Annotated in this window: 26 protein-coding genes; 9 read left to right on the forward strand and 17 right to left on the reverse strand. The window is 70.8% G+C overall.

Going from position 1 to position 24,213, the window contains the following annotated elements:
* Positions 1-6 precede the first annotated feature (6 nt).
* Entirely contained in the window at positions 7-1,509 is a 1,503-nt protein-coding gene (locus ACZ5U5_RS06285; protein ID WP_469017129.1) for an anthranilate synthase component I, read from the reverse strand.
* A 78-nt stretch (positions 1,510-1,587) separates the two neighbouring features.
* Here ACZ5U5_RS06285 and ACZ5U5_RS06290 point away from each other — a divergent pair, with 78 nt between their 5' ends.
* Positions 1,588-2,058 carry a hypothetical protein gene (locus ACZ5U5_RS06290; protein ID WP_469017131.1) on the forward strand — a complete coding sequence of 157 codons (471 nt, stop codon included), beginning with the start codon at positions 1,588-1,590 and terminating at the stop codon, positions 2,056-2,058.
* Here ACZ5U5_RS06290 and hisI read toward each other — a convergent pair.
* On the reverse strand, positions 2,039-2,419 hold the full coding sequence (hisI, locus tag ACZ5U5_RS06295) for a phosphoribosyl-AMP cyclohydrolase (RefSeq protein ID WP_469017133.1): 381 nt from the start codon (positions 2,417-2,419) through the stop codon (positions 2,039-2,041). The genes ACZ5U5_RS06290 and hisI overlap by 20 nt on opposite strands.
* Positions 2,420-2,501: 82 nt before the next feature.
* Here hisI and ACZ5U5_RS06300 point away from each other — a divergent pair, with 82 nt between their 5' ends.
* Positions 2,502-3,137 (forward strand): TIGR03085 family metal-binding protein, encoded by a 636-nt coding sequence (locus tag ACZ5U5_RS06300; protein WP_469017136.1) that lies wholly within the window; start codon positions 2,502-2,504, stop codon positions 3,135-3,137.
* The gene (locus tag ACZ5U5_RS06305; RefSeq protein ID WP_469017138.1) at positions 3,137-3,532 is read left to right on the forward strand and encodes a VOC family protein; all 396 of its coding nucleotides are present in this window, start codon (positions 3,137-3,139) and stop codon (positions 3,530-3,532) included. The genes ACZ5U5_RS06300 and ACZ5U5_RS06305 overlap by 1 nt, the downstream gene beginning before the upstream one ends.
* A gap of 358 nt (positions 3,533-3,890) precedes the next feature.
* Here the strand turns inward: ACZ5U5_RS06305 and ACZ5U5_RS06310 are convergent, their stop codons facing one another.
* The 10 genes from ACZ5U5_RS06310 to hisD form a co-directional block, all read right to left on the reverse strand.
* Positions 3,891-5,135, reverse strand: a complete 1,245-nt coding sequence (locus ACZ5U5_RS06310) for an MFS transporter (protein WP_469017141.1) — start codon at positions 5,133-5,135, stop codon at positions 3,891-3,893.
* Positions 5,136-5,148: 13 nt separating this feature from the next.
* On the reverse strand, positions 5,149-5,754 hold the full coding sequence (locus ACZ5U5_RS06315; RefSeq protein ID WP_469017143.1) for an ArsR/SmtB family transcription factor: 606 nt from the start codon (positions 5,752-5,754) through the stop codon (positions 5,149-5,151).
* 122 nt (positions 5,755-5,876) lie between these two features.
* A complete protein-coding gene (hisF, locus tag ACZ5U5_RS06320) occupies positions 5,877-6,632 on the reverse strand; it encodes an imidazole glycerol phosphate synthase subunit HisF (protein WP_469017146.1) in 756 nt (251 codons plus the stop codon).
* A complete protein-coding gene (locus ACZ5U5_RS06325; protein WP_469017148.1) occupies positions 6,629-7,033 on the reverse strand; it encodes a RidA family protein in 405 nt (134 codons plus the stop codon). Before ACZ5U5_RS06325 ends, hisF begins: the two co-directional genes overlap by 4 nt.
* Positions 7,030-7,758, reverse strand: a complete 729-nt coding sequence (priA, locus tag ACZ5U5_RS06330; protein WP_469019295.1) for a bifunctional 1-(5-phosphoribosyl)-5-((5-phosphoribosylamino)methylideneamino)imidazole-4-carboxamide isomerase/phosphoribosylanthranilate isomerase PriA — start codon at positions 7,756-7,758, stop codon at positions 7,030-7,032. The genes ACZ5U5_RS06325 and priA overlap by 4 nt, the downstream gene beginning before the upstream one ends.
* Before the next feature lie 17 nt (positions 7,759-7,775).
* The gene (gene hisH, locus ACZ5U5_RS06335) at positions 7,776-8,420 is read right to left on the reverse strand and encodes an imidazole glycerol phosphate synthase subunit HisH (protein WP_469017151.1); all 645 of its coding nucleotides are present in this window, start codon (positions 8,418-8,420) and stop codon (positions 7,776-7,778) included.
* A gap of 14 nt (positions 8,421-8,434) precedes the next feature.
* A complete protein-coding gene (locus tag ACZ5U5_RS06340) occupies positions 8,435-8,599 on the reverse strand; it encodes a hypothetical protein (protein WP_469017153.1) in 165 nt (54 codons plus the stop codon).
* Positions 8,600-8,603: 4 nt separating this feature from the next.
* Positions 8,604-9,197 (reverse strand): imidazoleglycerol-phosphate dehydratase HisB, encoded by a 594-nt coding sequence (hisB, locus tag ACZ5U5_RS06345; RefSeq protein ID WP_135330188.1) that lies wholly within the window; start codon positions 9,195-9,197, stop codon positions 8,604-8,606.
* Complete coding sequence (locus ACZ5U5_RS06350; protein ID WP_469017156.1) at positions 9,194-10,312, reverse strand: histidinol-phosphate transaminase; 1,119 nt, start codon at positions 10,310-10,312, stop codon at positions 9,194-9,196. The genes hisB and ACZ5U5_RS06350 overlap by 4 nt, the downstream gene beginning before the upstream one ends.
* A complete protein-coding gene (gene hisD / locus ACZ5U5_RS06355; RefSeq protein WP_469017158.1) occupies positions 10,309-11,631 on the reverse strand; it encodes a histidinol dehydrogenase in 1,323 nt (440 codons plus the stop codon). Before hisD ends, ACZ5U5_RS06350 begins: the two co-directional genes overlap by 4 nt.
* Positions 11,632-11,901: 270 nt before the next feature.
* Here hisD and ACZ5U5_RS06360 point away from each other — a divergent pair, with 270 nt between their 5' ends.
* From ACZ5U5_RS06360 to ACZ5U5_RS06380, 5 genes are all read left to right on the forward strand, one after another.
* Positions 11,902-13,416, forward strand: a complete 1,515-nt coding sequence (locus ACZ5U5_RS06360; RefSeq protein ID WP_469019298.1) for an oxidoreductase — start codon at positions 11,902-11,904, stop codon at positions 13,414-13,416.
* A gap of 136 nt (positions 13,417-13,552) precedes the next feature.
* Positions 13,553-14,560: a hypothetical protein gene (locus ACZ5U5_RS06365; RefSeq protein WP_469017160.1), complete on the forward strand. Its 1,008-nt coding sequence runs from the start codon at positions 13,553-13,555 to the stop codon at positions 14,558-14,560.
* An 11-nt stretch (positions 14,561-14,571) separates the two neighbouring features.
* Positions 14,572-15,312, forward strand: coding sequence for an LON peptidase substrate-binding domain-containing protein (locus ACZ5U5_RS06370; protein ID WP_365822666.1), 741 nt, complete (start codon positions 14,572-14,574; stop codon positions 15,310-15,312).
* A 33-nt stretch (positions 15,313-15,345) separates the two neighbouring features.
* On the forward strand, positions 15,346-15,858 hold the full coding sequence (gene ybaK / locus ACZ5U5_RS06375; RefSeq protein ID WP_469017163.1) for a Cys-tRNA(Pro) deacylase: 513 nt from the start codon (positions 15,346-15,348) through the stop codon (positions 15,856-15,858).
* A 40-nt stretch (positions 15,859-15,898) separates the two neighbouring features.
* Complete coding sequence (locus ACZ5U5_RS06380; RefSeq protein WP_467690357.1) at positions 15,899-15,973, forward strand: hypothetical protein; 75 nt, start codon at positions 15,899-15,901, stop codon at positions 15,971-15,973.
* A 6-nt stretch (positions 15,974-15,979) separates the two neighbouring features.
* Here the strand turns inward: ACZ5U5_RS06380 and ACZ5U5_RS06385 are convergent, their stop codons facing one another.
* From ACZ5U5_RS06385 to ACZ5U5_RS06400, 4 genes are all read right to left on the reverse strand, one after another.
* The gene (locus ACZ5U5_RS06385) at positions 15,980-16,645 is read right to left on the reverse strand and encodes a DUF2567 domain-containing protein (RefSeq protein WP_469017166.1); all 666 of its coding nucleotides are present in this window, start codon (positions 16,643-16,645) and stop codon (positions 15,980-15,982) included.
* A 78-nt stretch (positions 16,646-16,723) separates the two neighbouring features.
* Positions 16,724-17,542 carry an ABC transporter permease gene (locus ACZ5U5_RS06390; protein ID WP_469017169.1) on the reverse strand — a complete coding sequence of 273 codons (819 nt, stop codon included), beginning with the start codon at positions 17,540-17,542 and terminating at the stop codon, positions 16,724-16,726.
* A 43-nt stretch (positions 17,543-17,585) separates the two neighbouring features.
* Positions 17,586-18,620 (reverse strand): ABC transporter ATP-binding protein, encoded by a 1,035-nt coding sequence (locus ACZ5U5_RS06395; protein WP_469017172.1) that lies wholly within the window; start codon positions 18,618-18,620, stop codon positions 17,586-17,588.
* 111 nt (positions 18,621-18,731) lie between these two features.
* Entirely contained in the window at positions 18,732-19,994 is a 1,263-nt protein-coding gene (locus ACZ5U5_RS06400) for an NYN domain-containing protein (protein ID WP_469017175.1), read from the reverse strand.
* Positions 19,995-20,242: 248 nt separating this feature from the next.
* Here ACZ5U5_RS06400 and ACZ5U5_RS06405 point away from each other — a divergent pair, with 248 nt between their 5' ends.
* On the forward strand, positions 20,243-20,428 hold the full coding sequence (locus tag ACZ5U5_RS06405; protein ID WP_365822676.1) for a hypothetical protein: 186 nt from the start codon (positions 20,243-20,245) through the stop codon (positions 20,426-20,428).
* 85 nt (positions 20,429-20,513) lie between these two features.
* On the opposite strand, the gene dnaE is transcribed toward ACZ5U5_RS06405, so the two are convergent.
* Complete coding sequence (gene dnaE, locus ACZ5U5_RS06410) at positions 20,514-24,050, reverse strand: DNA polymerase III subunit alpha (RefSeq protein ID WP_469017178.1); 3,537 nt, start codon at positions 24,048-24,050, stop codon at positions 20,514-20,516.
* Positions 24,051-24,213 lie beyond the last annotated feature (163 nt).

Raw genomic sequence — 24,213 nt, forward strand, 5'->3', positions numbered from 1 at the left:
CGTCCACTATCCCTCACGTCCATCGGGACGACGCAGCCGGTTCGCCGTGTGGATGGCCCGCAGGACCGCCGCCGCCTTGTTGCGGCACTCGGTGTCCTCGGCCACCGGGTCCGAGTCGGCGACGACCCCGGCTCCGGCCTGCACGTATGCCGTGCCGTCGCGCAGCAGCGCGGTCCGGATGGCGATGGCCGTGTCGGAGTCGCCCGCGAAGTCGAGATATCCGACACAGCCGCCGTACAGACCACGCCGGGAAGGCTCCAGCTCGTCGATGATCTGCATCGCGCGGGGCTTTGGGGCGCCGGAGAGGGTGCCGGCGGGGAAGCAGGCGGTGAGGACGTCGAAGGCGGTGCGGCCCTCGGCGACCTGGCCGGTGACCGTCGACACGATGTGCATGACGTGGGAGTACTTCTCGATGGACATGAAGTCGACGACCTCGACCGAGCCGGGCTCGCAGACGCGCCCCAGGTCGTTGCGGCCCAGGTCGACGAGCATCAGGTGCTCGGCCCGCTCCTTGGGGTCGGCGAGCAGCTCGTCGGCGAGGGCCTGGTCCTGCTGCGGGGTGGCGCCGCGCGGCCGGGTGCCCGCGATGGGGTGCACCATGGCGCGGCCGTCCTCGACCTTGACGAGGGCCTCGGGCGACGACCCGACCACGTCGAAGCCGTCGAGGCGGAAGAGGTACATGTACGGCGACGGGTTGGTGGCCCGCAGCACGCGATAGACGTCCAGCGCGCTGGCGTCACAAGGGGTTTCGAAGCGCTGCGAGGGGACGACCTGGAAGGCCTCGCCCGCGCGGATGCGCTCCTTGATGTCCTCGACGGCCTCCTGGTACTGCTCGCCGCCCCAGAGCGCGGTGTACTCCGGGAGCTCGGACGGCGGCAGGGCGGCGGGCGGCTGGGAGACGGCCCGCGACAGGTCGGCCTCCATGGCGTCGAGGCGGGCCACGGCGTCGGCGTACGCCTCGTCGACGCCCGTCTCCAAGTCGTTGTGGTTGATCGCGTTGGCGATCAGGAGCACGGAACCGTCCCAGTGATCCAGGACGGCGAGGTCGCTGGTGAGCAGCATGGTCAGCTCGGGCAGCTTGAGGTCGTCCCGCTCGCCGGGGCCGATCTTCTCCAGGCGCCGCACGATGTCGTAGCCGAGGTATCCGACCATTCCGCCGGTGAAGGGCGGCATCCCGGACGCCAGGTCGCGCGGGGTGTGCAGGGCCTCGACGGTGGCGCGCAGGGCGTCGAGCGGGTCGCCGGAGGTGGGGACGCCGACGGGCGGGGTGCCCAGCCAGTGGGCCTCGCCGTCACGGCTGGTGAGGGTGGCGGCGCTGCGGACTCCGACGAAGGAGTAGCGAGACCAGGACCGGCCGTTCTCCGCGGACTCCAGGAGGAACGTGCCGGGCCGTTCTGCGGCGAGCTTGCGGTAGAGCCCGACGGGAGTGTCGCCGTCCGCGAGAAGCCTGCGGCTGACGGGGATCACTCGGCGGTCGCTCGCGAGCTTGCGGAAGGTCTCGAGATCCATGGGAGGAGCTTACGGCCGTGCGGGTGGCCGACGGTGTCGCGGACCGGCAGGCGGAACGCGGGCCACTAGAACAGGACGATGATCAACCGCCGTATGCTGCCCGCCTTCGCCCTCCTCCTCGCCTCGACCGCGTTCGCGGCCGCCGCCGCTCCCGAGCCCGTGGTGTGGCCCGCCCCCAAGAACGTGCCCGAGCGGGTCCGCGCCGCGGGCCTGGAGATGCTGGACTCCGAGGCGATGGACATGCACATCCACACGACCCTGAAGGTGTACTCCGGCGCCAGCCCCGTCACGGTCCCCGCGGACATCGGCATCGACCGCTCGGGCCCGAAGCCCCGCTACAGCCCGCTGCACACGCACGACACCACCGGCACCCTGCACGTGGAGTCGGAGGAGTGGCGCGACTTCACCCTGGGTCAGTTCATGACCCAGTGGGGCGTGAGCGGCGTGCGCGAGAAGTGCCGCGCGGATGTCGCCGGGCGCTCCTGGGCCGGCGACCCATCCCGCATCGTGCTGCGGGACGGCGAGACGATCACGCTTCGGTGCCGGTGAAGGTGACCGGGAGGGAGTCGGCGTCGAAGCACGTGCGGGTGCCGGTGTGACAGGCGGCGCCGATCTGGTCGACCTGGACCAGGACGGTGTCCGCGTCGCAGTCCAGGGCCACGGACTTCACGTACTGGAAGTGGCCGGACGTGTCGCCCTTGACCCAGTACTCCTGACGGCTGCGGGACCAGTACGTGCAGCGCCCCGTGGTGAGCGTGCGGTGCAGCGCCTCGTCGTCCATCCAGCCCAGCATCAGCACCTCGCCGGTGTCGTACTGCTGGGCGATGGCGGGGACGAGGCCGTCGGCGCCGCGCTTGAGGCGGGCGGCGATCTCGGGGGCAAGGCTGCTGGGCGGGGGCGTGGCGGTCATGGGGCCATTGTGCCGCTCCCGCGGGCACCGGCCTGGCCGCGTCCACTGGGCGGGCCGGATGCCGAGTCGTAGGCTGGACGGTATGTCGACCCATGCCAAGCGTGAACGACTTCTCCTCGCCGATCTGTTGGAGGCGGAGGGCCCTGACGCCCCCACGCTCTGCGACGGCTGGAACACCCGTGATCTCGCGGCCCATGTGGTGGTCCGCGAGCGCCGCGCGGACGCCGCGGGCGGGCTTCTCATCAAGCAGCTGGCCTCGCGCCTCGAACGCGTGCAGGCCGAGTTCGCCGCGAAGCCGTACGAGGAACTGATCCAGCTGATCAGGACGGGACCGCCGCGCTTCTCCCCCTTCTCCCTCAAGCAGATCGACGAGGCGTCGAACGCCGTCGAGTTCTATGTCCACACCGAGGACGTGCGGCGCGCCCGGCCCGACTGGACGCCGCGCGAGATCGACCCGGTCTTCTCGGACGCCCTGTGGTCCCGCCTGGAGCGGATGGCCCGCCTGGTGGGCCGCAAGGCGCCGGTGGGCGTGGTCCTGCGGCGCCCTGACGGCCAGACCGCGGTGGCGCACCGCGGCACTCCCGTGGTGACGGTGACCGGCGAGCCGTCCGAGCTGCTGATGTTCGTGCACGGCCGGCAGAACGCGGCCAATGTCGAGCTGGACGGCGACAAGGACGCGATCGCCAGGCTGCACGAGACGAAGCAACTGGGCCTCTGATGATCCGGGTCGCGATGACCGGGGTGTACGTGGACGACGTGGTCAGGGCCCACGCGTTCTACACGGACGTCCTGGGCTTCGAGACCCGGAATCACGTGGTGCCGACCGGCGGGACGCCCTTCGTCACGGTCGGGGCGGCGGGCGGTCACCACGACGTGGAGCTGCTCCTGGAGCCGGGCGAGGGGCCCATCGCCGAGCCCTACCGCAAGGCGCTGCACGCGGCGGGAATCCCGTGCATCGTCCTCGGGGTCGATGACGTACGAGCCGAGCACGAGCGGCTCGTCGGCCTGGGCGTGCGGTTCGCCCACGGCCCCGAGAAGCAGGGCCCGGTGATCACCGCGGTGCTCGACGACACGGTGGGGAACCTGGTGCAGCTGATGCAGCCGAGCCGGTAGCTTCCCCCGCCTCACCCCAGCGAGGGCTGGGGCCCGGGGCCCGTCAGCCGGGCTCGCCTGCACTCGCAGCAGCGCCCCGGCCCGACGCCCGCCGAGCACGGGGGTACTGGAGGCACGGCGAGGAATCGGGGTCAGCCCTGCAGGCGAGCCCTGCCCCACCCCTTCTCGAACACCCGCCCGCAGCGGGCGACGGGGCAGCGCCGACCGCCGGCCGGCGCGGGGCGCGGGAGCTGGGGCCCGAAAGCCCGCCAGCCACACTCGCGGTTGCACTGGCCGCGAACGACGGGCAGTGGCGTTCGGGGGCCGCGCGGATCGCGGGCGTCGGCATCAAGGCCCCCGTCAGCCGCGCGCAAGCGGCTCAGTGAGGTAGTTCCGCTGCTCGGAGGCCGCGGGAGCAGAGGCCGTAGGCGCCGGCCAGGGCGCATGCTGTCGCGCTCGCGGTGAATACCGGGGCCGTCCCCCACGCCCCCACCGCCACGCCCGTCAGCGGATACGTCAGCGGGGCCACACCCAGGCTGAAGACGCTGAGCACCGAGGTCACCCGGCCCACGTACGCCGGGGCGGCCTCCGTCTGCGCAAGCGCCGCAGTCACCGCTCCTGTCAGGCCGATCAGCAGCCCCACCAGTAGCGCCACCCCTATGGCCGCCCAGAGGCCGGGCACGTACGCGATGGCGCCCACTCCCACCGCTCCGGTCAGGCACGTCAGCGACAGCACGAGACCGGCCCTCGGCACGCGCCCCCGCACCGTCAGGAACAGCGCCGACACCCCGGCGCCCGTCCCGAACCCGGCAAGTACCAGGCCCACCCCCGACGCGCCCCACCCGCGCTCGTCGGCCAGCATGGTGAGCCCGATGTTCAACGGCCCGACGAACCCCAGGTCGGCCAGGGCGACGACCAGCGTCAGGGGTGCGAGCACGCGGTGCCCGCGGATGTACCGCAGCCCGTCGCCGAGGTCGCCCCACGCGGTCCGTCCGCCCGCGGTGTCGTCGGCCGGCAACTCCCTCACCCGCAGGGAGATCAGCAGCGGCAGCGACACCGCGAACAGCGCCCCCGCGATGCCGAACGCGGCCGCGGAGCCGCCGAGCGCGACCCCAAGACCCCCCAGCGGGGCGCCCACGACGTGGGCGAGGCGGACCACCAGACCCCGCATCCCCTGCACCCTCGCCAGCTGGCCGCGGCCCGTGATGCGGGCGGGCAGCGCGCCGACGGCAGGCATGAACAACGCGTCGACCGTCCCGAAGACCAGCCCCAGCGCGCCGAGCAGCCACACCCCGGGGCTCGCCACGACCAGCAGCCCCGCCACCGCGAACACCGCAGCGCACCGAACCGCGTCGCTGCCGATGACCACCCTGCGCGGGCCGAATCGGTCGGCGATGACTCCCCCGCCCAGCATCAGGAGCGCCCGCGGCACGGCGCTCACGGCCATCACCAGGCCTGCCTGCGCGGGGCCCCCGGACTGGACGGCGGCCCAGGACAGGGCGAGGAAGTAGACGTTGTCGCCGACCGCGGAGGCGCTGTACGCACCGAGCCAGCGCAGGACGTTGCCGTCCCGGTGCGCGGGCCTCAGCGGGGCGGGAGCCGTACATATACCGGTGGTGGTCATGTGGGCAGGCCTCTCAGAGCCGGAAGGGGAAGCTGGCCAGGTGTACGGCGACGTTCTCGCGCCCCTCGGTGTCGCCCGCGGCCTCGGCGGCCTTGCCCTGCTCCTCGTACGTCTTGACCAGGGCATGGATCTCGGCGTTGAGGCGGGTGAGCTCGGCGGGGTTCAGACGAGCGAGGAAGTCCGACTGGTCGGCCGCGACGCGCCACTCGGCACCCCATGCCTCCTGCTGGTCGAGGTAGGTCTCGTACTGCTCCCGGCGATACGAGATCAGGCTGCGCAGGACGGCCGCGTGCGTGGCTGCCCCCTCGGGTGAGTCCCTGAAGTCCTCGTGACGGAAGCTCAGGGTGTCCTGAGCCGCCTGCCACCACCTCTCCCGCGCGTCCTCGCTCTGCACCTCGGCCTCCTCGATGAGGCCGTGCTCGGCGAGCTTGCGCAAGTGGTAGCTGACGAGGGACACCGCCTCGTCGACCTGCGAGGCGAGCTGGGACGCCGTCGACGGGCCGGACACCCGCAGCGCGCCGTACACCCTCAGACGCAACGGATGCCCCAGCGCCTTGAGCGTGCCGAGGTCGGTGATGCGGCGGGACTCGCCTGAGTTCTGCTGGTCGTCGTGGTCCATGTCCCGACCGTAGATACGAAAGAAAACTTGCGCAATACAAATTGCGCAAGTTTTCTTGTGCATCTGGGCAGCGATAAGCCCTGGCCACCCGGTGACCAGGGCTCAACGCACAGCGCTACGCCTCAGCGCACGGGATGTCCGGCCCCCCGCAGCGTTTCCTTCACCTCGCCGATCCGCAGATCCCCGAAGTGGAAGACCGAAGCGGCGAGCACCGCGTCCGCTCCCGCCGCGATCGCGGGCGGGAAGTGGTCCAGGCGGCCCGCGCCGCCGGACGCGATGACGGGGACGGTGACGTGACGGCGTACCGCCGCGATCATCTCGATGTCGTAGCCGTCCTTGGTGCCGTCCGCGTCCATCGAGTTGAGCAGGATCTCCCCCGCGCCGAGCTCGGCGGCCTGGTGCGCCCACTCGACGGCGTCGATCCCGGCGGACTTGCGGCCGCCGTGGGTCGTCACCTCGAAACTGCCGGATGCGGTGCGCCGGGCGTCCACCGAGAGGACGAGCACCTGGCGGCCGAACCGCTCCGCGATCTCGCGGATCAGCTCCGGGCGGGCGATGGCGGCCGTGTTCACGCCCACCTTGTCCGCGCCGGCCCGCAGGAGCTTGTCGACATCCTCGGCCGTGCGGACACCGCCGCCCACCGTGAGCGGGATGAAGACCTGCTCGGCGGTGCGCCGGACCACGTCGTACGTCGTCTCGCGGTTGCCCGACGACGCCGTGATGTCCAGGAACGTCAGCTCGTCGGCGCCCTCGGCGTCGTACACCTTGGCCATCTCGACGGGGTCGCCCGCGTCGCGCAGGTTCTGGAAGTTGACGCCCTTCACGACCCGGCCGTTGTCCACGTCCAGGCAAGGGATGACTCGCACGGAGAGCGTCATCGCGCACCTGCCCCGGGCCGGTACGCCTCCACCTCGACCTCGACGACCAGACTCGGGTCGACGAAGCCGGAGACGATGACCATCGAAGCGGCGGGGCGGACGTCGTCGAAGAGCTCCTTGTGGGCCCGGCCGACCTCCTCCACGTCCCGCGCGTGGGTCAGATACATGCGGGTGCGTACGACGTGCTCCCGGCCGAGGCCCAGCTGCTTCAACGACTCGACGGCGACGTGGAAGGCGTTGGCCGCCTGCTCGTAGGGGGTGCCGGCCTCTATGGCGCCGTCCACCACCGACGTGCAGCCCGACACCAGGACGAGGCCGTTGGGCAGCTCGACGGCGCGGGAGTAGCCGATGGCCTCTTCCCACGGCCCGCCCGAGCTCACCCGGCGGACGATGTCGCTCATGACGACGCCACCGCGGCGAGGGCCTCTTCGAGGGTGAAGGCCTTCGCGTAGAGCGCCTTGCCGACGATGGAGCCCTCGACGCCCTGCGGGACGAGCTCGGCGATCGCGCGCAGGTCGTCGAGCGAGGAGACGCCGCCGGAGGCGACGACCGGGCGGTCCGTGGCCGCGCAGACGTTCTTCAGGAGCTCCAGGTTCGGACCCTGCAGCGTGCCGTCCTTGGCGATGTCGGTGACGACGTAGCGGGCGCAGCCCTCGGAGTTGAGGCGCTCCAGGGTCTCGTAGAGGTCGCCGCCGTCGCGGGTCCAGCCGCGGCCACGAAGGGTCGTGCCCCGCACGTCGAGGCCGACCGCGATCTTGTCGCCGTGCGACGCGATGACCTTGGCGACCCACTCCGGGGTCTCCAGGGCGGCCGTACCGAGGTTCACGCGCGTGCAGCCGGTGGCGAGCGCGGCCTCCAGGGACGCGTCGTCGCGGATGCCGCCGGACAGCTCGACCTTGATGTCCATGGCGCCCGCGACCTCGGCGATCAGCGCGCGGTTGTCGCCGGTGCCGAACGCGGCGTCCAGGTCGACCAGGTGCAGCCACTCGGCGCCCGACCGCTGCCAGGAGAGGGCGGCCTCCAGCGGGGAGCCGTAGGAGGTCTCAGAGCCGGACTCGCCGTGGACGAGGCGTACGGCCTGGCCGTCGCGGACGTCGACGGCGGGAAGGAGTTCGAGCTTGCTCACAGAGGTCCCTGACATTCCTAGAGGGTTCCGATCCAGTTGGTGAGGAGCTGGGCGCCGGCGTCGCCGGACTTCTCGGGGTGGAACTGCGTGGCCCACAGCGCGCCGTTCTCGACGGCGGCCACGAAGGGCTCGCCGTGCGTGGTCCAGGCGACCTTGGGCGCGCGGAAGGCGGGGTTGCCGGCCTCGAAGTCCCAGTGGTGCACGGCGTACGAGTGCACGAAGTAGAAGCGGGCTTCGTCGTCGAGGCCCGCGAACAGCTGGGAGTCGTCCGGCGCCTGGACCGTGTTCCAGCCCATGTGCGGGACGATCTCGGCCTTCAGCGGCTCGACGGTGCCGGGCCACTCGTCGAGGCCCTCGGCCTCCACGTCGTGCTCGATGCCGCGCGCGAAGAGGATCTGCATGCCGACACAGATGCCCATCACCGGGCGGCCGCCCGCGAGCCTGCGGCCCACGATCCAGTCGCCGCGCGCCTCCTTGAGCCCCTGCATGCAGGCGGCGAAGGCGCCGACGCCGGGAACGAGGAGGCCGTCGGCGTTCATGGCAGTGTCGTAGTCACGGGTGATCTCGACGTCCGCGCCCGCGCGCGCGAGGGCGCGCTCGGCGGAACGGACGTTCCCGAAGCCGTAGTCGAAGACGACGACCTTCTTCTGGGGAGTGCTCATCTCGCGTACGCCCCTCAGTTCCAGTAGTCGAGCCGCATGATCCCCGCCGTCAGACACATCACCGCGGCGATGGAGAGCAGCGTGATCAGGCCCTTGGGCATGCCCTGCTTGACGAAGGAGATGATGCCGCCGATCAGGAAGAGACCGACGACGATCAGGATGGTGGTCAGACCGGTCATGGCTTTACAGCGCGCCCTTCGTGGAGGGAAGGATCCCGGCGGCGCGCGGGTCACGCTCGGAGGCGTAGCGCAGCGCGCGGGCCAGGGCCTTGAACTGGCACTCCACGATGTGGTGCGCGTTGCGGCCGTAGGGCACGTGGACGTGCAGGGCGATCTGGGCCTGCGCGACGAACGACTCCAGGATGTGCCGGGTCATCGTCGTGTCGTACGTGCCGATCATCGGCGCCATCGTCTCGGGCTCGGTGTGCACGAGGTACGGACGGCCGCTCAGGTCGACGGTCACCTGGGCGAGCGACTCGTCGAGCGGCACCGTGCAGTTGCCGAAGCGGTAGATGCCCACCTTGTCGCCGAGCGCCTGCTTGAAGGCGGCGCCCAGGGCGAGGGCGGTGTCCTCGATGGTGTGGTGGGTGTCGATGTGCAGGTCGCCCTCGGTCTTGACCGTGAGGTCGAAGAGGCCGTGGCGGCCGAGCTGGTCGAGCATGTGGTCGTAGAAACCGACACCCGTCGACACCTCGACCTTGCCGGTGCCGTCGAGATCGATCTCGACGAGGACCGACGTCTCCTTGGTGGTCCGTTCGACCCGTCCAACGCGGCTCATGCCTGCTGCTCCTTCTTCAGTTCGCGTACCGCATCGAGGAACGCGTCGTTCTCTTCGGGGGTTCCCGCGCTGACCCGCAGCCAGCCCGGCACCCCGTTGTCCCGGACCAGGACGCCCCGGTCGAGGATCCGCTGCCAGACCGCGTGGGCGGCCCCTTCGCCGTCGAACCGCCCGAACTGGACGAAGTTGGCGTCGGAGTCGGTCACCTCAAAGCCGATCGCGCGCAGCTCGCTCACCAGGCGGTCGCGCTCCTGCTTGAGCTGCTCGACGTACTTCAGGAGCGTGTCGGTGTGCTCCAGGGCGGCGAGCGCGGTGGCCTGCGTGACGGCCGACAGGTGGTACGGCAGCCGTACGAGCTGTACGGCGTCGACGACCGCGGGGTCGGCGGCGAGGTAGCCAAGGCGCAGCCCGGCGGCGCCGAATGCCTTCGACATCGTGCGGGAGACGACCAGGTTCGGGCGCCCCGCTAGCAGCGGGAGCAGCGAGTCGCCGTGGCTGAACTCCACGTACGCCTCGTCGATCACCACCATCGACGGCTTCGCGGCCTGCGCGGCTTCGTACAGCGCGAGGACCGTGTCGGCCGAGACGGCGTTGCCCGTGGGGTTGTTGGGGGTGGTGATGAAGACGACGTCGGGCTGGTTCTCGGCGATGGCCTTCGTCGCCGCCTCGACGTCGATCGTGAAGTCGTCGCCGCGGGGTCCCGAGATCCAGCCCGTGCCGGTGCCGCGCGCGATGAGGCCGTGCATCGAGTACGAGGGCTCGAAGCCGATGGCGGTGCGGCCTGGCCCGCCGAAGGTCTGCAGGAGCTGCTGGATGACTTCGTTCGAGCCGTTGGCCGCCCACACGTTGGCGAGGGTGACCTCGTGGCCGCCGGTCTTCGTGAGGTAGCGGGCGAGCTCGGTGCGCAGCTCGACCGCGTCGCGGTCGGGGTAGCGGTTGAGGTCGCGGGCCGCCTCGCGGACCCGCTCGGCGATGCGCTCGACGAGCGGCTCGGGGAGCGGGTACGGGTTCTCGTTCGTGTTCAGGCGTACGGGGACGTCGAGCTGGGGGGCGCCGTAAGGGGACTTGCCGCGCAGCTCGTCGCGTACGGGGAGGTCGTCGATCCGGATCGTCACTTGCTGGGCACCTTCCATCCGAACCGTGCCTTGATCGCCGCACCGTGCGCGGGCAGGTCCTCTGCCTCGGCGAGCGTCACCACGTGCCGGGCGACATCGGCGAGGGCGTCGCGCGTGTAGTCGACGATGTGGATGCCGCGCAGGAACGACTGGACGGACAGGCCCGAGGAGTGGCAGGCGCAGCCGCCGGTGGGCAGGACGTGGTTGGAGCCCGCGCAGTAGTCGCCCAGGGAGACGGGGGCCCAGGGGCCGACGAAGATCGCACCCGCGTTCTTGACGCGGTCCGCGACGGCCGCGGCGTCCGCGGTCTGGATCTCCAGGTGCTCGGCGCCGTACGCGTCGACGACGCGCAGGCCCTCGACCAGGCCGTCGACCAGGACGATCGCGGACTGCCTGCCCGCCAGGGCGGGGACGATCCGGTCCTCGACGTGCTTGGTCGCCGCGACCTGCGGCTCCAGCTCCTTGGCGACGGCGTCGGCCAGGGCGATGGAGTCGGTGACCAGGACGGCGGCGGCGAGCGGGTCGTGCTCGGCCTGGCTGATCAGGTCGGACGCGACGTGCACGGCGTCGGCCGTGTCGTCGGCGAGGACCGCGATCTCGGTCGGTCCGGCCTCGGTGTCGATGCCGATGCGGCCGGTGAAATAGCGCTTGGCGGCCGCGACCCAGATGTTGCCGGGCCCGGTGACCATGTTGGCCGGGGCGCAGGTCTCGGTGCCGTACGCGAACATCGCGACGGCCTGGGCGCCGCCGACCGCGTAGACCTCGTCGATGCCGAGGAGGGCGCAGGCGGCGAGGATCGTCGGGTGCGGAAGTCCGTCGAAGTCGCTCTGCGGCGGAGACGCGAGGGCCATCGACTCGACGCCCGCCTCCTGCGCCGGCACCGCGTTCATGATCACGGACGACGGGTAGACGGAGCGGCCACCGGGCGCGTACAGCCCGACGCGCTCGACCGGCACCCACTTCTCGGTGACCGATCCGCCGGGCACGACCTGGGTGGTGTGCGGGGCGCGGCGCTGCTCGCGGTGAACGATGCGGGCGCGGCGGATCGACTCCTCCAGTGCCTCGCGCACGACCGGGTCGAGGCCGGCCAGGGCCTCGGCGATGGCGGTCGCGGGGACACGGACGTGCGTCAGCCGTACTCCGTCGAACTTCTCCGCGTATTCGATCAGCGCCGCGTCGCCACGATGATGCACGTCCTCGCAGATGGGCCGCACCTTCTCCAGGGCGGCCGCGACGTCGAAGTCGGCACGGGGCAGCAGGGCGCGCAGGGCGGGACCCTCGGGGAGGGCGTCGCCGCGCAGATCGATTCGGGAGATCACATGGCCAATTCTCTCAGACCCTGATTCCCGGCCGAACGCCGTATCACTGGCTGATATAGAACCCGGAAGGCAACGTTCACCACTAGCGTTCAGCCCGTCACGGAGCGGGCATGAAACAGGTGTACGAGACCAGGACGCATCGCAGGACGGAACGCGGCACGGGGATCGCGGCACATCGCGGTACATCGCAGTACGGGGAGGACAACAGCAGTGGTCGACGACACCGGCATCGGTGATCCGCCGGACGGCCTGACCGCCGCCGAGATCGGCATGTGGCAGGCCTTCCGCAACGGCAGCGTCTATGACCTCCGCTCCGGGGACGCGATGGCGGACGATCCGCACGGCGGCCACCCCTGGGGACCTGAACGCAGTGTGCGCGCGCGCATCGTGTGCTGGCTGCTCCTCGACGGGCCGCCCGCGCTCGCGGGCCGGGTCTCGTCGCTGAAGCTCTCGGGGCTCCAGATCACGGACGTACTCGATCTGGCGGGCGGCGAGATCCTTCCCTACGCCGAGCTGAAGCACTGCCGCTTCGAGAAGGAAGTGCTCGTCCCCGAGGCCAAGTTCACCACCCTGCGGCTCGTCAACTGCTCGATCCCGCGCGTGGAGGCGGCCCGCCTGCACACGGAGGGCGACCTGCATCTGCCGCGCTGCCGGATCCACAACGGCATGCGGCTCACGGACGCCCAGATCGGCACCGACCTGCTGATCAACCAGGCCGTGATCTACCGCGACCGGCGCGGCAACTCGATCATGGGCGACGGGCTCTCGGTCGGGCAGGACCTGCAGGCCGAGATGATGGAGTCGCACGGCCAGCTGAGCCTGCGCGGCGCGAAGATCGGCGTCTCCTTCAGCCTGCGCGGCAGCAAGCTCGCCAATCCGTACGGCCAGCGGGCGCTCAACGCCCCGCAGATGACCGTGGAACGCACGCTGTACATGACGCCCGCCGCCCTCGGCGATCCGCCCATGTCCAGCGGCACCACTCCCCCGCGCGGCACCCGCGTCCAGCGCTTCGACTGCCAGGGCGGCATCCGGCTCGACGACGGGCGCTTCGGGGACGCCGTCGACCTGGCGCAGGCGCGCTTCACCCTGGAGAACGACCAGGAGGTGTCGCTGCGCCGCGTCCAGACCCCCGAGCTGCGCTTCCTCGGCGAGGCCCCGCAACGCGGCAAGATCATCCTGTCCGGCGCCAAAGTCGTCAACCTCATCGACAAGTCGACCAGCTGGCCGGGCCCCGGCGGCCTCCAGATGGGCGGCTTCAGCTACGAGAACCTCGTGCCGCTGGGCAGCTTCCCGCTCGCCCGCCGCCTGGCCTGGGTGGCGGCCGCGACCGCCGAGTACAACCCCGAGCCGTACGAGAAGCTGGCCACCGTCCTGCGCAACGGCGGCGAGGACGCCGACGCCCGCGAGGTCCTGCTCGCCAAGCAGCGCCGACGCCGCGAGACCCTGCCGCTCGCGGCGAAGCTCTGGGGCTTCGCCCAGGACTGGACCGTGGCCTACGGCTACCGGCCCGGCCGTGCCGCCCTGTGGATGGCGGTGCTCTGGGCGGTGAGCGCGGTGGCCTTCACCCGCGCCGACCACCCGGCGATCAAACCGGGCGAGCACCCGAACTGGAACCCCGCGCTCTTCTCCCTCGACCTGCTGCTCCCGGTCATCAACCTCGGCCAGGACAGCTACTGGCAGCTGCGCGGCGGCTGGCAGTGGTTCGCGGCCATCCTGATCCTGCTCGGCTGGGTGCTCGCGACGACGGTCGCGGCGGGAGCGACCAGGCTGCTGCGGAGGAACTGAGGAGCCTGCGGGGCCGCCCGGGAGCAGAGATTTTGCCAGCCCTTGACCATGTGTCAGGCAACCTCACGACTGATGCCAAAGCTTCACCGGCCACCCTCTGGTACTGCCCCGACCTGCGGATTTCAATACCCACACGATGGCATTCCTGCGCGCCCTGATCCGCACCGCACGCATGGTCAGGAACACACCACTCCTCGCCTCCGGTCTGACCCCCGACGACGAGGTGCTCCTCGACGCGCCCGACGACCGGCTCGGCCCCGCGCTCGTGGCCGCGGGCCGGGGGGATTACGGCCCCGCCGCGAAACTGCTCGCCATGACCCGCGAGGGCAACGAATGGGAGAACCGCGACCGCTACACGACGCGTCTCGCCGCCTTCGCCCGCTCCCGCCCCGAGTGGTTCGACCACTGGCAGGCCGCCTCACCGCACGACCCGGACGCGCTGCTCGTCAAGGCCGAGCTCGCGGTCGTCCGCGGCTGGGAGTCGCCCGCCCGCGCCGAGCTGCTTCGCGAGACGGCGCCCCTGATCACCGCCGCCGCCGAAGCGGACCCGCGCGACCCCGTGCCGTGGCGGATCGCCCTGGACCACGCGCGCGGAACCCATGCCCCGCACTCGGTCTTCGACGAGCTCCGGGCCGAGGCGGTGCACCGCTCCTCGCACCACTACGGCTGCCATGCCTCGGCGCTCCAGTACCTCTCCGCGTCCTGGTACGGCTCGCACCGCCAGTGCTTCGACTTCGCCGAGCGGGCCGCCCGCGACGCACTGCCCGGCTCGCTGATCCAGGCGCTGCCCGCGCGGGCCGCCTTCGCGTATCTCACCAGCGCCTCGGGGAGCGTGCCGCGCGAGCGCCTGGATGCCGCGGCCGACCTGGGGATCGCGGTGTCCCGGGAGTACGAGGCCGGGGACCCCTGGCCCGCGGAGGTCCGCAACGTCCTCGCGTTCGTCCTCGTACGCCTGGAGCGGTGGAGCGACGCCCTGGAACAGATGCGCCTCATCGGCCCCTACGCGACGTCCTTCCCCTGGGACCGCATGTCCGACGATCCGCTCGGCGAGTTCCTGGAACTGCGCGACGGCATACGCATCGAGGTGGCCTCCGGGACCCCGCTGCGCACCGGCGGCGGACGAGCGGGCTCCGGCGACCATTAGGCTTGCAGCTCGTGACCACCGTCCGGCTTCCGCTCTTCCCGCTCAACTCGGTGCTGTTCCCGGGACTCGTGCTCCCGCTGAACGTGTTCGAGGAGCGTTATCGCGCCATGATGCGCGATCTGCTCAAGACTCCCGACGAGGAACAGCGCCTCTTCGCGGTCGTCGCCATCCGTGACGGCCTCGAGGTCGCCCCGAGCGCCCCGGGTCTCCCGGACCCCACCGCACAGCCCGAGCAGGGCCCGACCGCCGGCTTCGGCGAGGACCCGCTCAAGGCCTTCCACGCGGTGGGCTGCATCGCGGACGCGGCGACGATCAGGGAGCGCGCCGACGGCGGCTTCGAGGTCCTCGCCACCGGCACCACCCGCGTACGCCTGCACTCGGTGGACGCGTCCGGCGCCTTCCTGACCGCGGAGGTCGAGGAGCTGCCCGAGGATCCCGGCGAGGAGGCGGGCGCCCTTGCCGAGGGCGTCCTGCGGGCGTTCCGCGCCTACCAGAAGCGTCTGGCCGGGGCCCGCGAGCGGTCCCTGTCCACGGGCGCCGAACTGCCGGACGACCCGTCCGTGGTGTCGTATCTGGTCGCGGCGGCCGCCGTCCTCGACACCCCCACGAAGCAGCGGCTCCTGGAGGCACCGGACACGGCGTCACGTCTGCACGAGGAGCTGAAAGTCCTTCGCGCCGAGACCGCCATCATCCGTAATCTGCCGTCGTTGCCCGCGACGGACCTCACGCGCGGCACCACGAGCCTCAACTGACCCGAGCCTCAACCGACGTAAGGCGCGAGCGCTTTGGCGAAGAAGCAGAAGAAGCAGCAGAAGCAGTCGGGCACGGGCGGCACCCCGGCGACCGTGGCCCTCACCGCGGCGGGCGCCGACTACACGCTCCACGCCTACGAGCACGATCCCGCGCACCCCTCGTACGGCGAGGAGGCGGCCCAGGCGATGGGCGTCTCCCCCGACCGGGTCTTCAAGACCCTGGTCGCGGAGGTCGACGGCGAGCTGACGGTGGCCGTGGTCCCGGTGGCGGGCACCCTGAACCTCAAGGCCCTGGCCACGGCGGTCTCCGGCAAGCGCGCGGTGATGGCGGACCCCGCCGCCGCCGAACGCACCACGGGGTACGTACGGGGCGGCATCTCGCCGCTCGGCCAGCGCAAGAAGCTCCGCACGGTCCTGGACGACTCGGCCCCCTCGCACGCCACGATCTGCGTGTCGGCGGGCCGCCGGGGCCTGGAAGTGGAACTGGCCCCCGGCGACCTGGCGCGCCTCACGGGCGCGGTACTTGCCCCGATCGGGCGTGAATAGGCCCTCGACGGGGGCCGCGGGCTCGACTAGTACCACCCTCATGTCGAAGAAGACGCGCAAGAGGAAGTGGCGGGTACGCAAGGGCAAGGCGAACCACGGAAGGCGCCCCGCCTGAGATCTGTCAGGCCGGGTTGCCGTCCGTCCGCCCTGGGTCGTCGCCGTACGCCATGGGGTACGGCTCAGGGTCCCGCGGCCCGAAGAGCCCGGTAAGGCCCAGATGTACGAGCAGCGCGGCCACGGGCCAGGCAAGGAGCGCGCCCTTGGCCTTGAGCTCCATGGGGGCGTCGAACGCCACGCCCTTGCCCACGGACTTCGCATGAGCGACGACGTCCGTCTCGGGCCCGAGGAAGATGCCAAGACGCCAGGCGAGCACGGCCCCCAGCAGGCTTCCGGCCGTCAGGCCGACGACCAGCGGAATGCCGCCCCGCTTGTGCAGCAGGAACACCACGGCGCCGCTCACCGCGCCGAACGCGAGCGCGAGCAGGGTGAACGTTCCGTCGACGCCGATCGCCTGCTCCCCCTCGGTGTCCTTGAGGTACACCGTCTCGCTGTCGGCGATCAACGGCACACGGGGCGCGAGCCACAGCCACAGCAGGCCGAGCGCCACGCCGCAGACAGCCACCACGACCGCGATCACCGCGGCCTGCCGCACTTCGGTCTTCATGCCAGGACCGTCCTCCTCGTCCGCCGACAGGGGAACGGCTCCGGACGGCTGAGCGGCTTGCTGCCAGGGGTCGTGCGGGGGCCGGTCGTGGGGCGGCTGGGAGGGCGTCAGCGGTGCAGTCACCCACACATGGTGCCAGTACTCCCTGAGGACCGCTTCACCACTGCCTGAGGACCGCCGCACCGCACGGCGAGGACCGTGTCACCGCACGGCCGCACGGCGGTACGCCCAGGTGGCGATCGCGAGCGAGGCAACGCCGACCCCCGCGCAGACGGCGAGGTCGAGGACGACGGTCGCCCAGTCCGGATGCGGCCCGAAGGTGTGGGCGAACGCCTCGACCCCGTACGTCGAGGGCAGCAGGTCACGCGCGTACTGCAGGAAGCCGGGCATCCGCTCGGCCGGGAGCACACCGAGGAGCAGCGCCGCCGACATGCCCAACTGGCCGAGCAGCGTGGCAAGTTCGGGGCGGGGCGCAAGCAGCCCGAGGGCGGCGCCCAGCCCGGCGAGCGCGGCACCGGCCAGCGGGATCACCGCGGCGAGGACCCAGAGGTTCGCCATCGGGAGCCCGAAGAGACCGCACCCGACGACCGCGGTGACGAGGGTGCCCGGCACGGTGAACGAGGCGTAGGCGGCCGCGGCGCCGAGGACCACCGCGGCGGGCGGCACGGGCAGCGTGGCGTAGTGGTCGAGGCCGCCGTCGGACCGCAGCTGCCCGAAGTACTGCGCGAGCAGGTTGAGCGCGACGAACGCGACGACGAGCACGGAGGACCCGGCGACGACGGCACGCGCCTCATCGCCCCCGTCCACGACGCCCCGCATCAGGATCATGATCCCGACGGACTGGAAGGTGGCCACGAAGAGCAGCGGGATGCGTGCGACGCGGGCCCGGGACAGCTGCGCCCGGTAGACGGCCGCGAGCGCGGGGAACAGCCGCGCACGGGGCCCCAGGGGCTCGGCGGCCTCGGCCTGCCACTCTCGGTCGTCGGCCCGTACGGCCGCTTCCAGGGGAACGGCACTCACCGAACGGTCCTCCTGCTGTCGCTGTTCATCCGTCCGGTGAAGGTCACGCCTTCACCAGCCCTTCCCCGTTCCCGCCCAGGGCGAGATACACGTCCTCCAGACTCGGTGTGGCCAAGGTGAAGTCGTCGAGCGCGGCGAAGGCGGCCCCGCCGGTGACCGCCGCGACGGCGGCCCGCGCCTCGTCGGGGGCCAGCCGCAGCGACCAGCGCCGGCCGGACTCCACCGCGGACGAGCGCAGGGCGGCGACCTCGGGGACGTCGAGCGGCGCCCGCTCCCGCCAGACGAGCTCGACCCGCACCTCGCCTGCGACCTGCTCCTTCAGCCCCACGGGGCTGTCGCAGGCGATGACCTTGCCGTGATCGAGGACGGCGACGCGGTCGAGGACCGTCTCGGCCTCGATGACGTTGTGGGTGACGAGCAGCACCGTGGCGCCGTGCTCGGCCCTGCGCCGGTCGACCGCGCCCCAGACGGCGCGCCGCGCGATGGGGTCCATGCCGGTCGTCGGCTCGTCGAGGACGAGCAGCGGCCGCTGTCCCACCAGGGCGGTGGCGAAGCAGGCGAGCCTGCGCTGCCCGCCGGAAAGCTTCTTCAGCGGCCGCGAGGCGAGCGGGGTGAGCGAGAGTTCTTCGAGTACGCCGTCCCGCTCGGCGCGCGCGGCTCGGAGGTCGAGGCCGCGCAGCCGCGCGGTCGTCTCGACGGCGAGCGAGACGGTCAGCTCGTCGAGCGCGGTGGACTCCTGCCCCAGGTACGCGAGGATCCGCGCGGCCCGCTCGGGGTGGCGCAGGATGTCGTGCCCGAGGATCTCGACGCTCCCGCTGTCGGGCCGCATCAGGCCGGTCAGCTGTCGTACGAGGGTGGACTTGCCCGCGCCGTTGGGCCCGAGCAGGCCGAAGATCTCGCCGCGCCTGACCTCGAGGCTGATGCCGTCGGTGGCGCGCACCTCGGGCGTCGCGGGTGTGCCGCGCCTGCCGCGGGTGGGGGGATACGTCTTGACGAGGTCGCGCACCGCGCAGACGGCATCACTGCCGTGACCCTGTCGGAGCCCCTGTCGGACTGCCTGTGCCGAGCGCGTACTCACGAAGGACGAGGGTACGGGGTCCCGTGCCCGGTACGTCGCCCGGGGCGCCCAGTACGCCCCGTATCAGTCATCTGCGGACGTGTTCCGTCACTCGTTCGCGTGCCTGTTCGGTCACTCGCCGGAGCGGTCGCCCACCGGTGCGTGCTCCACCGCCGTGTGCACGTCGATCTCGCGCCAGAAGCCGGCCCGGATCGCGTACCGGTCGTGTTCGTCGATCTGGTCGTCCTTGTGGGCGAGCAGGCCGAAGCGGGCCGCGTACCGCAGGAGCTCGCCGTCCACGCGATGCGGGATGCGCGGGTACATCGTCGAGAGCTTCTGCAGGTTGTGCTGTTCCGGCAGGCGCGCCATCCAACGGCGCGCGAACACCTGCCCGACCTCGAAGGGGTCACCGCCGACGGTGGTGATGTCCTCCTCGCGGTCCGCCCACCGCTGCTCGGCCGTCGTCAGCTGCGCGAGCGTCGGCAGGGCCGCGGCCTCCGGGCTCTCCGCGGCGCCGCCGGGGCGCTCGACCCAGCCCTTGTCGGAGGACCAGCGCAGCGTGGCGTTGGTGGGGTGCGGGGCGGCCTGGGTGCCGGGGCCGCGCAGGGCGGCCAGGTCCTTGGGGGTGGGCACGCCCTTGCCCGGCGGGATGTGGTGGGCGCCGCCGCTGTCGCCGTTGGCCCCGGCTTCGGCGTGCCGGCGGTGCTGCTCGCCGTGCTGGGCCCCGGCGGCCTCGTCGGCGGCCCGCTGGGCGCTTGCCGCGAGCGCGGACTCCGGCAGGGGCGCGGAGAGGATGGCGGCGATCTCGGGGCGCGGGACGGGAGGGGGCGCGCAGACGCCGGTGAGCTCCTTGGGGCGTACGGCCTTGGTGATCCAGGCCCGGTCCAGGACTCGCCGCTCGTCGGCCTCGGCCACGAGGTCCTCGGACTGGTTGTAGTCGCCGTCGGCGGCCTGGACGGCCCACAGGTGGACGGCGACGCCGTGCTCCTTGGCGGCCATCATGCCGGGCAGCAGGTCCCCGTCGCCGGTGACGAGCACGATGTCCGAGCAGGCGCGGTTGCGGGCCAGCTCCGTCAGCTCGGCGTGCATGGCGGCGTCGACGCCCTTCTGGGCCCACCGTCCGTCGCTACGGGTCAGGGCGCCGAGCCGGACCGTCACGCGGGGCATGACGCGCAGCCTGCGGTGCTCGGGCTGCGGCACGCGGTCGGGGGCGCCGTCGAACCAGTAGATCCGGAGCAGGGGGCGCTCGGTGTCGGATTCGGCGCGCTCACGGATGCCCTGGATCAGGGCGGTGTGATCGACGGTGATCCGGGACCGGGACGGCTCGCCCGCGAGGAGACTCGCGGCGGCACCCAGCAGATACCCGGCGTCCACCAGGACGATGCAGCGGTCCACGCGATCCACCCTCTTTCCCTGGAGCTTTCCCTGGAGATTCCCTGGAAGTAATGGTTCGGGTTTCCTTCGAGTCTGCCCGACCCGGCGGAGGTTAACGGCCGGAACTCGATCTTCGGCGTGGCGTATCGCGACTTCACTCTCCGACAGGGCTTATTACGCACGGTAATTCTCTGAAATGCGCAGCTTGTCGCCGTATGTGAATCTGGTCGCATCCTGGCCCCCAGATCCCCCTCAGGAGGAAGATCACCATGGCCAAGAACAAGAACCGCAAGCAGGGTGGCGACCAGAACCGCGCCTCGGCCGCCGAGCAGGCCCAGGAGCAGGCCAAGTCGTCCGCGGAGCAGGCCGAGCAGCGCGTGCAGTCCAACGTGCAGGCACAGGGCAGCCCGTCCGAGGTCGCGCGCAAGCACCAGCGCCGCTTCGGCCACAACTGACGCCTGACTGACGCCCACACGGGCGGATAAGCGTGAAGGGGCGCACCCAGAATTCTGGGTGCGCCCCTTCACATGAATCTGGCCTCTATCCGGCCAGACAGGACGGGCCGAGCAGTACCTTCAGGTCGCCGAAAAGGGCGGGATCAGGCTGCACCCGGTGGCGGTCGAGCCGCAGCACCGTCGTCTTCTGGGCCCCCTGGAGCTTGATCCGCACCTCGCTGTTGCCGCGGTGGTGGCTGAGGATCTCGCCGAGACGGCTGACCATCGGCGGGGTCACCTTCACCGTCGGGATGGTGATCAGGACGGGCGCGTTGGTGCCCGCGTTCGACAGGTCGGGGACCTGCATCTCCATTGCGACCAGGCGCGGCACGTCCTCGCGCTTGTCGAGGCGGCCCTTGACGAACACCACGGCGTCCTCGACGAGTTGGGTCGACACCAGCTGATAGGTCGCCGGGAAGAACATGCACTCGATGGAGCCCGCGAGGTCCTCGACGGTCGCGATGGCCCAGGCGTTGCCCTGCTTGGTCATCTTGCGCTGAAGGCCGGAGATGATGCCGCCGATGGTGACGATCGAGCCGTCCGAGTAGTCACCGCCGGTGAGTTGGCCGATGCCCGCGTCCGCCTTGTCGGAAAGGACGTGCTCCAGGCCGAACAGCGGGTGGTCGGAGACGTACAGACCGAGCATCTCCCGCTCCTGGGCGAGCAGATACGTCTTCTCCCACTCGTCGGTGGAGAACTCCACGTCGAGCCCGAAGCCCGGCTCGCCGCCGGTCTCCTCGCCCCCTCCGAAGAGGTCGAACTGCCCTTCCGCCTCCTTGCGCTTGACCTGCACCACGTTGTCGATCATCGGCTCGTACTGCGCGGTGAGGCCCTTGCGGGTGTGCCCCATGGTGTCGAAGGCGCCCGCCTTGATCAGTGACTCCGTGGTGCGCTTGTTGCAGGCGGCGGCCTCGACCTTGTCGAGGTAGTCGGGGAAGGAGGCGAACTTCCCCTTGGCCTTGCGCGAGCGGACGATCGACTCGACCACGTTCGTGCCGACGTTACGGACGGCCTCCAGGCCGAAGAGGATCACGTCGTCGCCCTGGGCGGCGAAGTTGTGCACGGACTCGTTCACGTTGGGCGGCAGGACCTTGATGCCCATGCGCCGGCACTCGTTCAGGTAGATGGCCGACTTGTCCTTGTCGTCCTTCACCGAGGTGAGCAGCGCGGCCATGTACTCGGCGGGGTAGTTCGCCTTGAGGTAGGCGGTCCAGTACGTGACGAGGCCGTACGCGGAGGAGTGCGCCTTGTTGAACGCGTATCCGGCGAAGGGGACCAGGACGTCCCACAGAGCCTGGATCGCGGCGTCGGAGTAGCCGTTCTTCTTCGCGCCCTCTTGGAACAGGACGAAGTTCTTCGCCAGCTCGTCGGGCTTCTTCTTGCCCATCACGCGGCGCAGGATGTCGGCTTCGCCGAGGGAGTAGCCGGCGATGATCTGCGCGGCCTTCTGCACCTGCTCCTGGTACACGATGAGGCCGTAGGTCAGGCCGAGCGTCTCCTTCAGGGGCTCTTCGAGCTCCGGGTGGATCGGCGTGATCTCCTGGCGGCCGTTCTTGCGCTCCGCGTAGTTGATGTGCGAGTTCATGCCCATCGGGCCCGGACGGTACAGGGCCGAGACGGCGGAAATGTCCTCGAAGTTGTCGGGCTGCATCTGGCGGAGCAGGGAACGCATCGGGCCGCCGTCGAACTGGAAGACGCCGAGCGTGTCACCGCGGCAGAGCAGTTCGAAGGTCTTCGGGTCGTCGAGCGGGAGCGAGAGCATCTCCAGGTCGATGCCCTTGTCGTTGCGCACCATCTTGACGGCGTCGTCCATGATGGTGAGGTTTCGCAGGCCCAGGAAGTCCATCTTGAGCAGGCCGAGCGACTCGCACTGGGGGTAGTCCCACTGCGTGATCGTCACGCCGTCCGTGTGCCTGACCCAGATCGGCGCGTGGTCCACGATCGGCTCGCTGGACATGATCACGCCGGCCGCGTGGACGCCCATCTGCCGGACCAGGCCCTCCACACCCTTGGCGGTGTCGATGACCTTCTTGACGTCCGGTTCGTTCTCGTACATCCCCCGGATCTCGCCCGCCTCGCTGTAGCGCGGGTGCTTGGGGTCGGTGATGCCGGAGAGGTCGATGCCCTTGCCGAGGACGTCGGCGGGCATCGCCTTGGTGAGGCGGTCGCCCATCGCGTACGGATATCCGAGCACGCGCGCGGAGTCCTTGATGGCGTTCTTCGCCTTGATCTTTCCGTACGTACCGATCATGGCGACCTTGTCGGCGCCGTACTTCTCGGTCACGTACCGGATCACCTCGACGCGCCTGCGCTCGTCGAAGTCGATGTCGACATCGGGCATGGACACACGCTCGGGGTTGAGGAACCGCTCGAAGATCAGGCCGTGCGTGATGGGGTCGAGGTCGGTGATGCCCATGGCGTACGCGACGATCGAGCCGGCCGCGGAGCCTCGGCCGGGGCCCACCGCGATGCCGTTGTTCTTGGCCCACATGATGAAGTCGGCGACCACCAGGAAGTACCCCGGGAACCCCATCTGGATGATGATGTCCATCTCGTACTCGGCCTGCTGCTGCCGGTCCTCGGGGACACCTCCGGGGTAGCGGCGGCCCATGCCGACCCGGACCTCCTCCTGGAACCAGGTGACCTCGGTGAAGCCCTCCGGGATGTCGAACTTCGGCATGAGGTCGCGCTTCTCGAACATGCCGGTGGTGTCGATCTGCTCGGCCACCAGGAGCGTGTTGCGGCAGCCCTCCTGCCAGGCGTCCGAGGAGTCGATGGCGTACATCTCGTCCGTGGACTTCAGGTAGTAGCCGGTGCCGTCGAAGCGGAAGCGGTCCGGGTCCGAGAGGTTCTTGCCGGTCTGGATGCAGAGCAGGGCGTCGTGCGCGACGGACTCGTGCGCGTACGTGTAGTGCGAGTCGTTCGTCACCAGGGGCGGGATGCCGAGCTTCTTGCCGACCCGGAGCAGGTCGTCACGGACGCGGCGCTCGATGTCGATGCCGTGGTCCATCAGCTCCAGGAAGTACCGGTCCTTGCCGAAGATGTCCTGGTACTCGGCGGCGGCCTTCACGGCCTCGTCGAACTGGCCGAGGCGCAGCCGGGTCTGGAGCTCTCCGGAGGGGCAGCCGGTGGAGGCGATCAGGCCCTCCGACCACTGGGAGATCGTCTCCTTGTCCATGCGCGGCCACTTCTGCAGCCAGCCCTCGGCGTACGCGTCCGACGACAGCCGGAAGAGGTTGTGCAGGCCGGTGCTGTTCGCCGCCCAGATCGTCTTGTGGGTGTAACCACCCGAACCGGACACGTCGTCGCGCTTCTGGTGCGGCTGGCCCCACTTGATCTTCCGCTTGTTCCGGCGGGACTCGGGCGCCACGTACGCCTCGATGCCGATGATCGGCGTCACGCCCGCCTTCTGCGCCGAGTGGAAGAAGTCGTACGCCCCGTGGAGGTTGCCGTGGTCGGACATGGCGACGTGCGTCATGCCCATCTCATTACAGGCGTCGAACATGTCCTTGAGCCGCGCGGCACCGTCCAGCAGCGAGTACTGGGTGTGGACGTGGAGGTGCGTAAAGGGCGGCTTGGTCACGGCGGGAGGCCTCCGGAGAACGATCGATGACGGACTGCGGGCAGTCTGGGGGGACAGCGTGGAAGTCTAATCCGGAGCACTGACAAGCGGCGGGCACTCGGGGGTACCGTCGTGCGTTGGACAGGTCGGAGCACCTGTCCCAAATGTTCAAGAACACCCGTCC

The organism is Streptomyces sp. NPDC033177 (assembly GCF_055577715.1).

What these genes read in the sequence shown, in the direction of transcription:
- ACZ5U5_RS06285 (WP_469017129.1), bottom strand. Translation starts at nt 1,509, where the DNA reads ATGGATCTCGAGACCTTCCGCAAGCTCGCGAGCGACCGCCGAGTGATC.
- ACZ5U5_RS06290 (WP_469017131.1), top strand. Translation starts at nt 1,588, where the DNA reads ATGATCAACCGCCGTATGCTGCCCGCCTTCGCCCTCCTCCTCGCCTCG.
- hisI (WP_469017133.1), bottom strand. Translation starts at nt 2,419, where the DNA reads ATGACCGCCACGCCCCCGCCCAGCAGCCTTGCCCCCGAGATCGCCGCC.
- ACZ5U5_RS06300 (WP_469017136.1), top strand. Translation starts at nt 2,502, where the DNA reads ATGTCGACCCATGCCAAGCGTGAACGACTTCTCCTCGCCGATCTGTTG.
- ACZ5U5_RS06305 (WP_469017138.1), top strand. Translation starts at nt 3,137, where the DNA reads ATGATCCGGGTCGCGATGACCGGGGTGTACGTGGACGACGTGGTCAGG.
- ACZ5U5_RS06310 (WP_469017141.1), bottom strand. Translation starts at nt 5,135, where the DNA reads ATGACCACCACCGGTATATGTACGGCTCCCGCCCCGCTGAGGCCCGCG.
- ACZ5U5_RS06315 (WP_469017143.1), bottom strand. Translation starts at nt 5,754, where the DNA reads ATGGACCACGACGACCAGCAGAACTCAGGCGAGTCCCGCCGCATCACC.
- hisF (WP_469017146.1), bottom strand. Translation starts at nt 6,632, where the DNA reads ATGACGCTCTCCGTGCGAGTCATCCCTTGCCTGGACGTGGACAACGGC.
- ACZ5U5_RS06325 (WP_469017148.1), bottom strand. Translation starts at nt 7,033, where the DNA reads ATGAGCGACATCGTCCGCCGGGTGAGCTCGGGCGGGCCGTGGGAAGAG.
- hisH (WP_469017151.1), bottom strand. Translation starts at nt 8,420, where the DNA reads ATGAGCACTCCCCAGAAGAAGGTCGTCGTCTTCGACTACGGCTTCGGG.
- ACZ5U5_RS06340 (WP_469017153.1), bottom strand. Translation starts at nt 8,599, where the DNA reads ATGACCGGTCTGACCACCATCCTGATCGTCGTCGGTCTCTTCCTGATC.
- hisB (WP_135330188.1), bottom strand. Translation starts at nt 9,197, where the DNA reads ATGAGCCGCGTTGGACGGGTCGAACGGACCACCAAGGAGACGTCGGTC.
- ACZ5U5_RS06360 (WP_469019298.1), top strand. Translation starts at nt 11,902, where the DNA reads ATGTGGCAGGCCTTCCGCAACGGCAGCGTCTATGACCTCCGCTCCGGG.
- ACZ5U5_RS06365 (WP_469017160.1), top strand. Translation starts at nt 13,553, where the DNA reads ATGGCATTCCTGCGCGCCCTGATCCGCACCGCACGCATGGTCAGGAAC.
- ACZ5U5_RS06405 (WP_365822676.1), top strand. Translation starts at nt 20,243, where the DNA reads ATGGCCAAGAACAAGAACCGCAAGCAGGGTGGCGACCAGAACCGCGCC.